The sequence below is a fragment of the Hymenobacter montanus genome (assembly GCF_014699115.1).
GTDB classification, from domain to species: Bacteria; Bacteroidota; Bacteroidia; order Cytophagales; family Hymenobacteraceae; genus Hymenobacter; species Hymenobacter montanus.
Genome location: NZ_JACXAD010000007.1, coordinates 185,529 through 199,333 on the forward strand (window position 1 = coordinate 185,529; position 13,805 = coordinate 199,333).

15 protein-coding genes are annotated in these 13,805 nt (G+C 56.8%); 11 read left to right on the forward strand and 4 right to left on the reverse strand.

Features of this window, described 5'->3' with window-relative positions; translation table 11 throughout:
* Positions 1-231: 231 nt before the first annotated feature.
* From dnaG to IC235_RS08530, 9 genes are all read left to right on the forward strand, one after another.
* Positions 232-2,331, forward strand: coding sequence for a DNA primase (gene dnaG, locus IC235_RS08490; RefSeq protein WP_191004744.1), 2,100 nt, complete (start codon positions 232-234; stop codon positions 2,329-2,331).
* Positions 2,332-2,703: 372 nt separating this feature from the next.
* Positions 2,704-3,759 carry a potassium channel family protein gene (locus IC235_RS08495; protein ID WP_191004745.1) on the forward strand — a complete coding sequence of 352 codons (1,056 nt, stop codon included), beginning with the start codon at positions 2,704-2,706 and terminating at the stop codon, positions 3,757-3,759.
* Between the two features lie 235 nt (positions 3,760-3,994).
* Positions 3,995-5,251, forward strand: a complete 1,257-nt coding sequence (locus tag IC235_RS08500) for a glycosyltransferase family 4 protein (RefSeq protein WP_191004746.1) — start codon at positions 3,995-3,997, stop codon at positions 5,249-5,251.
* Complete coding sequence (locus IC235_RS08505) at positions 5,248-6,417, forward strand: glycosyltransferase (RefSeq protein ID WP_191004747.1); 1,170 nt, start codon at positions 5,248-5,250, stop codon at positions 6,415-6,417. Before IC235_RS08500 ends, IC235_RS08505 begins: the two co-directional genes overlap by 4 nt.
* Positions 6,418-6,477: 60 nt before the next feature.
* On the forward strand, positions 6,478-7,707 hold the full coding sequence (locus tag IC235_RS08510) for a bifunctional 3,4-dihydroxy-2-butanone-4-phosphate synthase/GTP cyclohydrolase II (protein WP_191004748.1): 1,230 nt from the start codon (positions 6,478-6,480) through the stop codon (positions 7,705-7,707).
* A 324-nt stretch (positions 7,708-8,031) separates the two neighbouring features.
* Positions 8,032-8,370 carry a divalent-cation tolerance protein CutA gene (gene cutA / locus IC235_RS08515; RefSeq protein WP_191004749.1) on the forward strand — a complete coding sequence of 113 codons (339 nt, stop codon included), beginning with the start codon at positions 8,032-8,034 and terminating at the stop codon, positions 8,368-8,370.
* 12 nt (positions 8,371-8,382) lie between these two features.
* Positions 8,383-8,694 (forward strand): divalent cation tolerance protein CutA, encoded by a 312-nt coding sequence (cutA, locus tag IC235_RS08520; protein WP_191004750.1) that lies wholly within the window; start codon positions 8,383-8,385, stop codon positions 8,692-8,694.
* Between the two features lie 127 nt (positions 8,695-8,821).
* The gene (locus tag IC235_RS08525) at positions 8,822-9,436 is read left to right on the forward strand and encodes a pentapeptide repeat-containing protein (protein ID WP_191004751.1); all 615 of its coding nucleotides are present in this window, start codon (positions 8,822-8,824) and stop codon (positions 9,434-9,436) included.
* A gap of 37 nt (positions 9,437-9,473) precedes the next feature.
* Positions 9,474-9,821, forward strand: a complete 348-nt coding sequence (locus IC235_RS08530) for a hypothetical protein (RefSeq protein ID WP_191004752.1) — start codon at positions 9,474-9,476, stop codon at positions 9,819-9,821.
* Positions 9,822-10,302: 481 nt separating this feature from the next.
* On the opposite strand, the gene IC235_RS22935 is transcribed toward IC235_RS08530, so the two are convergent.
* Positions 10,303-10,458: a 2Fe-2S iron-sulfur cluster-binding protein gene (locus tag IC235_RS22935; protein ID WP_449405151.1), complete on the reverse strand. Its 156-nt coding sequence runs from the start codon at positions 10,456-10,458 to the stop codon at positions 10,303-10,305.
* Positions 10,455-10,595 carry a 2Fe-2S iron-sulfur cluster-binding protein gene (locus IC235_RS22940; protein WP_317173547.1) on the reverse strand — a complete coding sequence of 47 codons (141 nt, stop codon included), beginning with the start codon at positions 10,593-10,595 and terminating at the stop codon, positions 10,455-10,457. The genes IC235_RS22935 and IC235_RS22940 overlap by 4 nt, the downstream gene beginning before the upstream one ends.
* 237 nt (positions 10,596-10,832) lie before the next feature.
* Between IC235_RS22940 and IC235_RS08540 the strand changes: the two genes are divergently transcribed.
* Positions 10,833-11,186, forward strand: a complete 354-nt coding sequence (locus IC235_RS08540) for a hypothetical protein (RefSeq protein WP_191004753.1) — start codon at positions 10,833-10,835, stop codon at positions 11,184-11,186.
* Positions 11,187-11,245: 59 nt separating this feature from the next.
* Positions 11,246-11,644 (forward strand): hypothetical protein, encoded by a 399-nt coding sequence (locus IC235_RS08545; protein WP_191004754.1) that lies wholly within the window; start codon positions 11,246-11,248, stop codon positions 11,642-11,644.
* Positions 11,645-12,097: 453 nt separating this feature from the next.
* On the opposite strand, the gene IC235_RS08550 is transcribed toward IC235_RS08545, so the two are convergent.
* Together IC235_RS08550 and IC235_RS08555 are read right to left on the reverse strand one after the other, a co-directional pair.
* The gene (locus IC235_RS08550) at positions 12,098-12,430 is read right to left on the reverse strand and encodes a hypothetical protein (RefSeq protein ID WP_191004755.1); all 333 of its coding nucleotides are present in this window, start codon (positions 12,428-12,430) and stop codon (positions 12,098-12,100) included.
* A 38-nt stretch (positions 12,431-12,468) separates the two neighbouring features.
* The gene (locus IC235_RS08555; protein WP_191004756.1) at positions 12,469-13,761 is read right to left on the reverse strand and encodes a competence/damage-inducible protein A; all 1,293 of its coding nucleotides are present in this window, start codon (positions 13,759-13,761) and stop codon (positions 12,469-12,471) included.
* Positions 13,762-13,805 lie beyond the last annotated feature (44 nt).

Below are 13,805 nucleotides of genomic sequence, written 5' to 3' on the forward strand. Positions count from 1 at the left end.
CGTCCGGCCCCCGGTGAAACTGCTTACGCAGTTTGGTCGGTGGTTAGTACTGGCAGCGGGCCCTTACGTGCTGCGACATTACTGGTCGGTAGGAAGGGTTAGACCCTGCTTACTTGGTCGGTAAATGAGCTCATAAGCAGGGGGCTGCGAGAGTATTCGAAATAATATATACGAAATATATCCACGAATTGCGTGCATCTGGTGCGCAAGCTGCCGCTGTAACTTCGTGGCATGGCCCGCATTCCCAAAGAACTAGTTGACCAGATTATCCAGACCGCCGACATCGTGGAAGTCGTCGGCGACTTTGTGCAGCTCAAGCGCAAGGGCCAGAACCTGTGGGCGCCGTGCCCTTTCCACAACGAAAAGTCCCCGTCGTTCTCGGTTAACCCGGCCAAGTCCTTGTACAAGTGCTTCGGTTGCGGCAAGGCCGGGGGCGTGGTGCAGTTTGTGATGGACGTGGAGGGTACCAGTTACGTGGAGGCTCTCAAGTACCTGGCCAAGAAGTACGCCATCACCATTGAGGAGGAAGAAAAGACGCCCCAGCAACAGCAGGAGCAGAACGAGCGGGACTCGCAGTTCATCGTTTCCGACTGGGCCAAAAACCACTACCACCGCCTGCTGCTCAACTCCGAGGAGGGCATGAGCATCGGCTACGGCTACCTTAAGGAGCGGGGGCTGAACCTGACCACCATCCAGCAGTTCGAGCTGGGCTACTCGCTCGATAGCTGGGACGACCTGCTGAAAGCCGCCGAAGCAGCCGGCTACGACAAGAAGTACCTGGAAAAGACTGGCCTCACCGTCATCAGAACCGACGACCAGGGCCACGACACCGGCCGGCGCTACGACCGGTTCCGGGGCCGGGTGATGTTCCCGATTCACAACATCAGCGGCCGGGTGGTGGGCTTCGGGGCGCGCACGCTGAAGCGCGACGACAAGATGGCGAAGTATCTCAACTCGCCCGAATCGGATATTTACCACAAGTCGGACGTGCTGTACGGCCTGTTTCAGGCGCGCCAAGCCATTCGCACCGAGGAGATGTGCTACCTGGTAGAGGGCTACCTCGACGTACTCAGCCTCTATCAGGGCGGCATCAAGAACGTGGTGGCCTCGTCGGGTACCTCGCTCACCGAAGGCCAGATCCGGCTTATCAAGCGGTATTCCGACAACGTGACCGTGCTTTACGACGGCGATGCGGCGGGCATCAAAGCCTCATTGCGCGGTACCGACCTGCTGCTCGAAGGCGGGCTGAACGTGCGCGTCGTGCTCTTCCCCAACGGCGACGACCCGGACTCCTACATTCGCAAAGTGGGCGACCAGCGCTTCACCGAGTACATCGAGAACCAGAGCCAGGACTTCATCACCTTCAAAACCACGCTGGTGGCCCGGGAGGCCAGCGGCGACCCGGTGAAGAAGGCCGAGGCCATCCGCGACGTGCTCCACAGCATCGCCAAGGTGCCCGACGCCATCAAGCGATCGGTGTTTTTACAGCAGACCTCGGCCACCTTCGGCATCGACGAGCAGGTACTTATCACCGAATACAACAAGCTGGTGAAAGCGCCGGCCGCCAAACCCAGCGGCTCCGGCAGCGGCAGCCCGGGTACTTACAGCCGGGGGGCGGGCGGCGCCACCCCCGGCTTCCCAGCCAATGCGGATGCTCGGTCCGGCCCGCCCGCCCGCGCCCTCTCGGACGAGGAAGAAGCCGAAATGCTCATGTACGGCGGAGCCGAAGCCACCGCCGGAATGCCGGGCGCGAGCCCCAATTATGAGCCCGGCGCCGGCACCCCCGATGAGGCGGCCGACCTGCCCGACCTGCTGCAAACCTGCGAGCGCGAAGTCCTGCGCTTGCTCGTGCTCTACGCCGCGCGCGAGGTCGATACCGAAGTCAGCGTGGCGGCCTACCTGCTCGGCCAGCTCGACGAAGCGCCCCTGAAAACGCCGCTCTACGCCGAGATGTGGGAAATCTGCCGCCAGGAGCTGCTGGCCGGCCGCTTCCCCGAGGCGCGAACATTGGCCCAGAACGAGCGGGCCGACATCCGCCGCCTGATCACCGACCTGGCCACCGAGCGCTACGAAATCAGCCCCAACTGGCGCACCAAGGAAATATACGTCTTCAACGAAGTGGACCTGCCCAAGCTGGCCTGCGACAACGCCGTGCTGCGCCTCAACAAAGTGCACGTGCAGCGCGAGCTCGACCGCGCCATGGACCGCCTGCGCCTGCCCGGCCTCGACGACGCGGAGATGTTCGAAATCCTCGGTACCATCAAGGGCCTCAAGCAGCTCGACAACCAGCTAGCCGGTATGCTGGGAACCGTCATCCCCCGGGGTGCTTAGTAGTTTAGACGCGTGGAGTGGTGCCACGAATGGCCCGCAGGGCTTCGAGGTACCACTAGAGCTTATGGGCTTAACCGCCAAAAACGGCCCTAACAACAACGCCAACGCCCAAGCAAGCCCAGGGTGGCACCCTTGTCAGGTTGGTCTGCTGGGTCATTTCGATAATAGCTGAAAACCGCGTAGAATGTGCCCTAAATGACTTAGAGAGTACATAATATGCTCTAGTTGTTGTGAGTGTAAGCGCTTTATAGCTCTGCTGTTTCGTGGTATCGAATTAGTGGTACCACCAAGCCCTGCGGGCTATTCGTGGCACCACCCACCACCCTACGGCGGGCGGGCTTCTGAATTGTCAAGTGATAACTGTTAAATGAAATGTTGAAGCGCGTCAATGTCAATCGTCTTATTCTAGCCTGCGCCCTGACCTTGTTGAGCCTGGTGGTCGGGATGGCGGGTTTCATGACCATTGAGCACTACAAGGCGACGGATGCCTTTTACATGACGGTCATCACCGTTTCGACGGTGGGCTTTGGGGAGCTGCACCCGCTATCGGAAACCGGGCGCTTGTTCGTGGCCTTTTTCATTCTCTACAACCTCGTGGTAGTGGCCTACCTGGTGTCGGTGCTCTCCACCTTTATCTTTGACGGCGAGTTGCGCAAACTCTTCAAGATGTATCGAACCGACCAGGAGATCAAACGTTTCAGCGGCCACATCATCGTGTGTGGCTTTGGCCGCAACGGCCGCAAGGCTTTCCAGGAGCTGCGCCTCAACGGGGCCAGCGTGGTGGTCGTGGAGCAAGACGAGCAGCTGATGAGGGACCTGAGCGCCGGCCGGACCGGCGAGGACTACGACGGCGACGGAGTGGCGGGGGGCCAGATTTTTACGGTGGTGGGCGACGCTACCCACGACCTCATCCTGCAACAGGCCGGCGTCACGCGGGCTTCGGCTCTTATCACCGCCCTGCCCAAAGACGCCGACAACGTATTCGTGGCCCTGTCGGCCCGGGCCCTGAACCCGCGCCTGAAAATTATTGCCCGCGCCTCCTACAAAACCTCCGAAAGCAAGCTGCTTTCGGCCGGCGCCGACTCGGTGGTGATGCCCGATGAAATCGGCGGCTCGCACATGGCCAACCTGGTGGTCCGCCCCGAAGTTATCCGCTTTCTGGACCTGATTTCGGGCCTCAGCGTCGATAAGTTGCGGCTCGAAGAAATCACCTTCGACCAGCTTCGGCAGGATTTGCGGGGCCGTAGCATTCGCGAGCTGGACGTGCGCTCCATCACCGGGGCCACTATCATCGGCCTGCGTCAGGCCAACGGCGCGTTGCTGGTGAGCCCGCCGGTCGATTACGTGCCTGCCTCCGGTGACGTCCTGCTGCTGCTCGGCAGCGAAGACCAGATCGAGAAGTTTGAGGTGCAGTTCCGGCAGCTGTAAGGGGGAAGAACGACCGACTCCTCGCCTGAGAAGGGGGCGCTGGCGCAGGGCAACAACTGGGGTGGTTGTAACTCAAGTCGTCGAACGGTAGAGCGATACCCGAACAATGCCCCCTGGGAAGCCATCGGGCCACGAGCTCCATCACCCTTGCCCGCTGGCTTGACCCTTCCCACTTCATCAGCGAGGGGAGCCTTTGCTGCAGCTACTTCGGCGGCTTGCTACCTTTGCGGGCCTCATGCACCTATTGCAACTTTGCCCACGCGTTCCATTTCCGCCCCACGACGGTGGAGCCATCGCCATGTACGACGTGGCTGCGGGGCTCGTTCGGGCTGGCCATCGGGTTACGGTGCTGGCCATCAACACTCCCAAGCACCGCCAGCCGGCCGATGCCCTGGCGCACTTAGGGCCCGCTCTGCGGCTGGTGACGGTGGACGTCGACACAGCTATTTCCGCCAGCAAGGCCCTGAAAAACCTGCTTTTCAGCCGCCAGCCCTACAATGCTGAGCGGTTTATCAGCGCGGCCGTGGGGGAGCGGCTGCTGGAAATCCTGCGAACCGAGCAGGTCGACGTGGTGCAGTTGGAAGGAACCTTCGTGGCCTGGTATGCCGAGTTTCTGGGCCGCCAGCACCGGGCCGATTTTCGGGTGCCGCCGCTGGTGCTCCGCGCGCACAACGTGGAGTACACCATCTGGCAAATGCTGGCCACCCGGGAGGCCAACCCGCTGAAGCGGTTTTTTCTGACCGTCATGGCCGCGCGCCTCGAAAAATTTGAGCGGCGCTACCTGCGCCAGTTCGACGCCGTGGCGGCCATTACCGAGGAAGATGCCCGACGCCTGCGGGCCCTGCACTGCCCCGAGCCGGTGGTGTTCGTGCCCGCCGGCGTCGAGCTCACCCGTTTGCCGCCCGCCCCGATCCGGCCCGCCCGGCCGCGGACTCTTTTTATGATTGGCTCGCTCGACTGGCTGCCCAATCAGGAAGGAGTGGAGTGGCTGCTGCGCGAAGTCTGGCCCCGGTTCCACGCCGAATGGCCCGACGTTGAGCTGCACATTGCCGGGCGCAATCCGCCCGCGCAGCTGTTGGCTACGCGCTCCGACAACGTGTTTATGCATGGCTTCGTGGAGTCGGCTCCGGCCTTTATGCAGCAGTTTGAGCTGATGCTGGTGCCACTGCTGAGCGGCGGGGGCATGCGCGTCAAAATCATCGAAGGCATGGCCCTGGGCAAGACCATTCTCAGCACCCCGCTGGGCGCCGAAGGCATTGCGGCCCAGGACGGCCACAACCTGCTGGTGCGCGACGGCGCCGATGCTTGGCTCGAGGCCCTGCGCGCCTGTGCCCGCGGCGAGGTGGCCGTGGACGAGATTGGGGCGGCAGCGGCCCGCACGGCGGCTACGCTGTACGACAACCGCCGGGTGGTGCAGCAATTTGTGGACTTGTACGAGCAGCTGCTCTTGCCTGCGCCCGTCGGGACGCCGGCCCATTCGCCGCCCTTATGAAGCTGCTCGTACTCCTTTCGCGCTTTCCGTACCCGCTCGATAAGGGCGACAAGCTGCGAGCTTACCACCAATTACGTTACTTGGCCGAGCGCCACGAAATCTGTCTGTTCGCCCTCACGGATGAGGACGTTTCGGCGGCGGCTCAGGCGGCCGTACGCCCGCTGTGTCGGGGCGGGCTGGTGGTGCACCGGCTACGCCGCCCCGGAATTGCCGGCAACATGACCCGGGCCCTGGCCCGGGGCTGGCCGCTGCAGGTGGGCTATTTCTACGACGCCCTGGCCCAGAAGCGGGTAAATGGGCTGCTGAGCGACTTTCGGCCCGACCATGTATACTGCCAGCTCATCCGCATGGCCCAGTACCTGCGGCCGCATGGCGGCCGGGTCCCGATGACGTTGGACTACATGGACGTATTTTCGGCTGGCATGCGGCGGCGTAGCGCCCAGGCCCCCCTGTGGCAGCGGCCCGTGCTGGCCCTGGAAGCCCAGCGCCTGTTGCGCTACGAGGTGGCCGCTTTCGATTGGTTCCGCCATCACACCATCATCAGTGACCAGGACCGGCAGCTCATCGAGCACCCGAACCGCAACGAAATTCAGGTGGTGCTGAATGGCATCGACACCGAGTTTTTCCGTCCTCAGCCCGGCGCCGCGAAAGCCTACGACCTGCTGTTCTGCGGCAATATGAGCTATCATCCCAACGTGGATGCGGCGTGCTTTTTGGCCGAAGAAATCCTGCCCTTGGTGCGCCGCCACCACCCCGCCGCGCGGCTGCTGGTGGCCGGCACCACGCCCGCCCCGCGGGTACAGGCGCTGGCTTCGGCCCAGGTGGAAGTGAGCGGCTGGGTGCCGGACATTCGGGCGGCCTACGCGGCGGCCCGGGTGTTTGTGGCCCCCATGCGGGTGGGCACCGGGCTGCAAAACAAGCTGCTCGAGGCCCTGGCTATGGCCTTGCCCTGCGTAACCACTCCGTTGGCTAATAATGCCCTCGGCGGCACCGACGGCCAGGAGTTGCGCGTCGCCCTCGGGGCCCCGGCCCTCGCGGAGGCCATTGTCGGCCTGCTCGATGACGATGCCCAGGCCAGCGTGATGGCGGGCCGAGGCCACGCTTTTGTGAAGCGTCACTACACCTGGGCGGGTGCCACGGCCCGCCTGGAAGCCTTGTTCGGGTGAGGGGCCGCTGGGCTAACTTTGCGGTGGCCCCCATTGTTATGGCCCGAAATACCCCACTCCATGCTTGACACCATTGATTCCGCCATTGCCGACATCCGCGCCGGTAAGGTAGTTATCGTCGTCGACGACGAAGACCGTGAAAACGAGGGCGACTTTATTTGCGCGGCCCAGTGCGCCACCCCCGAAATCATTAATTTCATGGCCATGCACGGGCGGGGCCTGGTGTGTGCCTCGCTGCCCGAGCAGCGCTGTGAAGAGCTGGGGCTGGATTTGATGGTGGGCCACAACACGGCCCTGCACGCCACGCCCTTTACGGTGTCGGTCGACTTGCTGAAGAACGGCGTAACGACTGGCATCTCGGCTTCCGACCGCAGCAAAACCATTCTGGCGCTCATCGACCCGGCTACCAAGCCCGAAGAGCTGGGCAAGCCGGGCCACATTTTTCCGCTCAAAGCCCGCAAGGAAGGGGTGCTGCGCCGCGCGGGCCACACCGAGGCGGCCGTCGACCTGGCGCGCCTGGCGGGGTTTGAGCCGGCGGGCGTGCTGGTTGAAATTCTCAAAGAGGACGGCGAAATGGCCCGCCTGCCCGATTTGGAAATCGTGGCCAAAAAGTGGGGGCTGAAGCTGATTTCGGTACAGGACCTCATCAAGTATCGGCTGGCCCAGGAGAGCCTCATCCAGCGCGACATCTCGGTGAAGATGCCGACGGAATGGGGCGACTTCGACCTTTACGCCTACACCCAGCGCAGCAACGGCGTGCAGCACCTGGCCCTGGTAAAGGGCGACATCAGCGAACCTGGCCCGGTGCTGGTGCGCGTGCACAGCTCCTGCGTAACCGGCGACATCTTCGGCTCGTGCCGCTGCGACTGCGGCCCGCAGCTGCACCAGGCCATGCGCCAGATTGAGCGCGAAGGCCGCGGCGTGATCGTGTACATGAACCAGGAAGGCCGCGGCATCGGCCTCCTCAACAAGCTCAAAGCCTACAAGCTCCAGGAGCAGGGCCGCGACACCGTGCAAGCCAACGAAGACCTGGGCTTCAAGGGCGACGAGCGCGACTACGGCGTGGGCGCGCAGATTCTGCGCGACCTCGGCGTTACCCAGATGCGCCTGCTCACCAACAACCCCAGGAAGCGCACCGGCCTCATTGGCTACGGCCTCGAAATCGTGGACTCCCTGCCCATCGAAATCGACGCCAACCCCCACAATGAGGCGTATCTCACTACCAAGCGCGACAAAATGGGCCACGACATCCTGCGCAAGGCGAGGAGCGGCGCGCCGGAAGCGGCGTAGATGTCGGGTTGGATAGGTGGAGGTTTCTGGCTATTGAAGAACTAAATTCTGCTTAGGGTATATTAACATTGTCATCGATGCAGTGAACTCGGGCCAAGACCCCTAACCGTATGCACAGTAGCATTTGATCAAGCCGGCAGTGCGCCCTGATTTTATTTCTACGGTGTCTTTTGGCAATAAACCCTAAGTACATCTTAAACCATACGCTGCCTAAACCTTGAGGCCAACAAAGCAAAGCTGGGGCAGGCGCTGGAAATTGGTAACGTTTTTCAACCATGAGTTGTAATACCGGTGTTTTTCATTTAAACTAAATGTAGAAGGGGGATGCGGCTAATCATGTGCAGTTGTCCGAAGGAAGTAGCAGATACAATTGCTAACGCAGTTGTTGAAAGCCGACTGGCTGCCCTTGTGAATGCGGTATCCGGCGTAAAAACCACTTCACTACGCAAAGAGGCTCCCTGTGTTCAGGAAGAAACGGTACTATTCATTCAAACTCCAATAGAACATCTGGAACCCCTGTTTGAGTTACTTGCCAGCCTTCATCCATCCAAAGCTCCTGCAATTATCGCTTTGCCAATTACTTCTGGTAATTATGAATACCTCAAGTGGGCTGAAGAAACGCTCGTCAGCCAAACCAGAACGAACAATTCTTCAGAAATTTAAGGGTGCTTTGCGATGGATGTCAAGCTGATTGTTTTTACTTGTTCACCAGATGTTGCAGACCAAATCACTATACAAGCTGCTGAACATCGGCTTGCCTCTCAGATCTATGAACTGCCTGTTGGGGCGCATTATCTTTGGAGTATGCCCCCTCGTGTAGCGTCTGGAGTAACGCTGGTGATGATTACTCGCAGCGATTTGAGTGATGAGTTATATGAAATCATTCTGGAACTCTGTGCCCCTGAATTAGCTGCCATTGTTTCCCTTCCGATTGAGGATGTTCACAAGCCCTACGTAAAATGGATGGCACGGTATCTGGCCCATTAGTGAGGCTGACAACCTCGTCGCCTGGCTACACATTCCCGCGAAAAATAAGTGAGGCTTTTCTGTAGTACTTGATATAGCTAAAGACGCAAGGTGCGCAAGCAAAGTTGACCAAAATAACTGATTCCTAATGGCGCTTCATCCTCCCGGTTTGCTTAAAAAACTGAAGCTCCATCACGATTGGCTTGAATCGCTTGGAAGGTCAGGTCGTCAGCTAGCTTTAGAAGATGATGACTGCACCGGATTGGATTTTTCGGGAAGGATACTCTCTCAGGCGAGTCTGCCCGGTGTTAGATTCGATAAAGCCAGCCTTAAACAAGTAGATTTATATAGTTCAAACCTTGCCTCTGCTTCATTTTCCGGCGCCGATTTAACGGAGGCCGATTTGACCAGAGCAACTCTTGACTACGCCTCTCTAAATGATGCTAGCTTGCGAAATGCTAAAGCTTTCAAAGCTAGTTTTATAGAGGTTGATATGCGTGGTGCTGATTTAACTGATGCTAACTTAACAGACGCATACTTCGTGGGCGCTGATTTGGAGCGAGCTATCCTTCGTGGGGCCAATATTACGGGTGCGACTTTAGAGGGCGTTCGTCTTTTTAGAGCCGATTTGACCAGTGTGAAAGGATTTGAGCGTGTTAGCGCAAAGTGGATTGACATCGGTCCTGAAGAATCGCCTATCAGGCTGGAGGGCGACCAACTGCGCGATTGGTTAGTTTGTGCCGTAAGAGGAAAAGCGCATTAGCGACTGGATGAGCAGCTTATTTACACTATGTTTTCTTATGCACGCCAGCGATATAAATTTTGATTTAAGCAGTCTTCTGGTTGTCTTTGATGAATTACTTCCGCTAACAGATGAAGAGCAGAAAATTTACTGGTTCAAATTTACTCGACCGGATAGAATTACCATTACCCTAGTCCTCTCCATATACGAAGAGGGGGCCAATGTGATTGTCCGATGCAATCCAGCAGTTACCGGTGCATCCATCCGGATTACACAATGCACGGCTGTACGTGTTCTCGACGTCGAAAAGAAATATTTAGAAGTTATTAGCGAAACCTCAGGTTCTTCATCGAAGCGTTGTTTTCTCTCCTTATTAGGAGACAACATCGTTGAATTCATTGGATAATTATAAAGCTTGTTGAGCCTTAGTGATTCACGGTTTAGAAATCTGATGGTTAGATAGTGATAACCTGGATTAATTGCCAAATTATTTGCTGCATCGTGATGATTGTTGCGTGAAAAGAAGGATTTGAGCTTACGGGTAAAACTTAATCATTTTTCTGCAGAAATTGACAATGAAGAACGAAACATTGAGCAAGATTGCACCACAATTTAGCCTCTGCGCGATACTTGGGGTGGGAAGAAAGACGCTGGCTCCTGGTGCATAGCTCCATCTTTTAAGTTTACATCCCTCTCTACTCAGCAAGTCAATGCCTGGTTTGCCAGCACCAGTTGGCAACGGTTTGCGGGGTGATGGTGGGGCGTGCGGCGAGCGGTTGGAGGCTTTCCGGACGGTGCTCGATACTGCGCTGTACTCCCGCAGCCGTGAAGTAGGTGTCCCATCGTTTCTGACGAACTTTCGGCCACCACACCCTGGGATTCTACCGCTAGTGCAGCGCTCCTTCTTTGTGCGTTTCGATGGTGCAGTCAGACTCAGCGTAGGCGACGCAGAGGAGAAATCCGTTCTTGATTTGGTCGTCATCCAGGTAAGACTGGTCGGATTGGTCAACCGTCCCTGATATAATTTTGCCGGCGCAGGTCAATCACCAGCGCGACAAGAATACGGAAAATCTAGTCCCGCCTCTTCCGCGGCATCAAGAATGTAAGTATCATCCTCAACGTCAATGGTCTGGTTGACTCCTTCGGCTTCGCTGATGAGGGTGAATTTGTAAATTGCCATGTGTTAGAAGTATGGTCTGAAACTACTTTGAGTATGGAGGCAATGGAGCGGACAAATTCTATAGCTTCAACAAAAAAGCGTCCTCAATCCTGCAATTCCCGCAGCCCCGATTGTCTAGACCTTCTAGGTTCAGAAGCTGACATTGTCGTCGTTTTCGACAAAAGCTAGGAGCGTAATGAGTTTCCAGCCAACTGGAGGCAGTTCAAGTACGAACTTTTAACTTAGAGAGGAGCAGTCATGAATACATTTAATGAGTTGGATCGATACCTGGCCGTTGCTTACGGTCTAGACCAGTGGTCTGACGATGCCATCGATCATGCTGCTGAACTCCTGGATGGTTTCGACGAGGCTGATTGGCATCGTTTAGAAAGAACCTGGAGGGATAGACCGAGTGCCTGGCAGGTCAGACTTGCCGACGCCGTATTTGGATCTGATAAACCGCGTGTTATCGATCTACTATGCCAAATGCTGAAGTCCCCTGAAGTTGAAGTCGCGCTTGCGGCAGCAGAAAGCCTGGAAGCAAAGGATGATGTGTGGACTCCTGATGCATCATTGCGTGCCGTATTAGCAAAGCTTCTCAATAGAAGGTAGCACGCCGTCTACTCTGCTTTTTTGAACAAATAATTTCATTGCAGATAAAATATATTTAAATGGGTAATTTGAATCTGGCAAGCATAGTTATTGAGCTCTACCAAAAGTTAAAAGGTGAGGAGGCGGGTATTGATATCAAAGAATCGATTTATGAAATAATTGAGGGCAATGCTTTAGACTTGCCTATTAACGTCCCACCATGGTTTATGGATTTTTGGAAAAACATATTAAATAAAAATACAACGAATAAGATAAATTTTTTATCCAAAGAACTTGTTAATACTAATGCCGATATTATTAATTTTTTGGCTGAGCTAGCAAGTGTAATTGATATGAACTATGAAAACTATGGAGAAGGAATAGTAATGAGATTTGAAGCCCTGAATTTAGACGTGTTTATTTGTCTGGAAGGAGGACCATCAACTTGCTTTTATCGAATCAAGTTGCTTAATAGCTGATATTTGTAGCATTTTAACGGTTTTGACAGCTAAACTAATGCGGAGTGACTTTAAATTGGCTATATTATTGCCGATTACCTGATTAGTTCAACCGGATGAATTTGAACCAAAACCTTATTTGTGTGTCTTATTATCCAAGATCAGGGAACGTGTGATCCGAGATAGTCTGACCCAATCAAGGTGCTTTCCGTTGCCGAAACTTGTCGAAGCCCTCAATTTAACTGACTGCTTGTTGTACCCAAAAGCGATTCTGGACAGCATGATGCACTTTGACAAAACGCTAAAGCGGGAATGGAGGGGTAACTGGGTATCGGTAAGGGTAACCTACAATCAGTTTGTACCACTGGCAGTGATGGATCTTGTGAACTCTCTGAAGATTATAAGTTAAGTTGTCCGTATGAAATGAGAATTATTTATGTGTTAATGCGCTGTTTGGGTGCTCATACAGCTTTTTTATTGTTTTAGATTTAGTGCAATCAGATTCAAAACCTTCTGAAGAACGATCCAGTTTTCGGATTCATCTGCCCAGTCAATGAGAGTAGCATCACAAATCGTTTGAATTAATGAATGGTTTGGGTCTCGACTAGAAGTTTCAAGGAGTTCGCTTAGCTCTCGAACATGATCGTTTTTAAGCCCGTGTCGCAATCTTAAGGCTGAACGTCTCGCTATATCAGGTAATTCTTGATCTATAAAAGCCTGCTCCCATTTCAGGGGAAGCTCATCAGGCAGATACTGAGATGAAAATTCTTGCCAAATTATTTTCTGCAAGTAGCTATATGTTTCCATTTATAATTATTTTATTCTCGGCTAATACCAGGACGGATTTACAGCCCCGCCAGTTGCTCGCGGAGTAGCGTCAGCACCGACTGGGCCGCGTACTCCACGTTCAGGGCCCGGCCGCGATCCAGCACGTATTCGCGGCTGATGGTCTGGTTCGCGTCGGCGTACGCCAGGCACACGGTGCCGACCTTCTTGGTGGCGGTGGCGCCCGTGGGGCCGGCGATGCCGCTGGTGGCCACGGCCACGTCCACGCCCAGACGACGGCGGGCCCCTTCGGCCATTTCGCGCACGGTAGCCTCGCTCACGGCGCCAAACTCGGTGAGGGTTTCGGCCTTCACGCCGAGCTCGGCCTGCTTGAGGTCGTTGTGGTAGGCCACGATGCTGCCCCGAAAATATTCCGAGCTGCCCGGTACGCCCGTGAGGCGGTGGGCCACCAAGCCGCCCGTGCAGCTTTCGGCGGTGCCCACGGTGAGGTTCCGGGCTCGCAGCAACTGGCCAATGGCGGCTTCAAGCGTCGTTTCTTCCTCGGCGAAAATGTACGCGCCAATGCGCGCCCGCAGGGCCGGGAGCAGGGCCAGCATGCGGCCGCGTAAGTCAGGTTGGCCGTCGTCGGTGCCGGTCAGGCGCAGGCGTACGGCCCCGAAGCTGGGCAGGTAAGCCAGCTTGATATTAGCCGGCAGGGCATCTTCCCAGTCGGCAATTTTCTGGGCCAGGAACGACTCGCCCAGGCCGGCCGTCATCACCACCACGTGCTCGATGGGTACCAGGTGAAACTGGGCTTGCAGGCGGGGCAGCACGTGGTCGGTCATCAGGCGCTTCATCTCAAACGGTACGCCGGGCATGCTCACGAACACCGTGCCCTGGTCGAGAAACCACATGCCCGGGGCCGTGCCCACGGCATTGGGTAGCACCTCGCAGTTGGCCGGCACCAGCGCCTGCTGGCGGTTCACCTCCAGCATGGGCCGGCGGAAGCGCCGGAAAATTTCTTCCACGTGGTGCAGCGTGGGTTCGTGCATCACCAGCTCGGTGCCGAAATAGCGGGCCAGCACGTGCTTGGTCAAATCATCCTTCGTTGGCCCCAGGCCGCCGGTGATGAGCACCACTTGCGCCCGGGCCCGGGCTTGGTCCAGGGCCGCCACTATTTCGTCGGCGCGGTCCGACACCGAGGATATTTGCCGCACCCGCAAGCCAATCTTGGCCAGTTCCTGGCCCATAAAGGCCGAATTGGTATCCACCACTTGGCCGTACAGCAACTCGTCGCCAATGGTCATGATTTCGACGTCGGGCGGGGCGGGGGATGGGGCAGGGGCGGGCGGAAATGAGGTGGGTGAGGGCATCGGGTGGAAGTTGAAAATAGGTTTGGCCGCAAAATTGTCTTCTA

Bases quoted from the DNA above. Each gene is read 5' to 3' on its own strand.
- cutA (WP_191004750.1), top strand. From the start codon at position 8,383: ATGGATGTCAAGCTGATTGTTTTTACTTGTTCACCAGATGTTGCAGAC.
- IC235_RS08495 (WP_191004745.1), top strand. From the start codon at position 2,704: ATGTTGAAGCGCGTCAATGTCAATCGTCTTATTCTAGCCTGCGCCCTG.
- IC235_RS22940 (WP_317173547.1), bottom strand. From the start codon at position 10,595: ATGGCAATTTACAAATTCACCCTCATCAGCGAAGCCGAAGGAGTCAAC.
- IC235_RS08510 (WP_191004748.1), top strand. From the start codon at position 6,478: ATGCTTGACACCATTGATTCCGCCATTGCCGACATCCGCGCCGGTAAG.
- IC235_RS08500 (WP_191004746.1), top strand. From the start codon at position 3,995: ATGCACCTATTGCAACTTTGCCCACGCGTTCCATTTCCGCCCCACGAC.
- dnaG (WP_191004744.1), top strand. From the start codon at position 232: ATGGCCCGCATTCCCAAAGAACTAGTTGACCAGATTATCCAGACCGCC.
- IC235_RS08540 (WP_191004753.1), top strand. From the start codon at position 10,833: ATGAATACATTTAATGAGTTGGATCGATACCTGGCCGTTGCTTACGGT.
- IC235_RS08545 (WP_191004754.1), top strand. From the start codon at position 11,246: ATGGGTAATTTGAATCTGGCAAGCATAGTTATTGAGCTCTACCAAAAG.
- IC235_RS08525 (WP_191004751.1), top strand. From the start codon at position 8,822: ATGGCGCTTCATCCTCCCGGTTTGCTTAAAAAACTGAAGCTCCATCAC.
- IC235_RS08555 (WP_191004756.1), bottom strand. From the start codon at position 13,761: ATGCCCTCACCCACCTCATTTCCGCCCGCCCCTGCCCCATCCCCCGCC.
- IC235_RS08530 (WP_191004752.1), top strand. From the start codon at position 9,474: ATGCACGCCAGCGATATAAATTTTGATTTAAGCAGTCTTCTGGTTGTC.
- IC235_RS08550 (WP_191004755.1), bottom strand. From the start codon at position 12,430: ATGGAAACATATAGCTACTTGCAGAAAATAATTTGGCAAGAATTTTCA.
- IC235_RS08505 (WP_191004747.1), top strand. From the start codon at position 5,248: ATGAAGCTGCTCGTACTCCTTTCGCGCTTTCCGTACCCGCTCGATAAG.
- cutA (WP_191004749.1), top strand. From the start codon at position 8,032: ATGCGGCTAATCATGTGCAGTTGTCCGAAGGAAGTAGCAGATACAATT.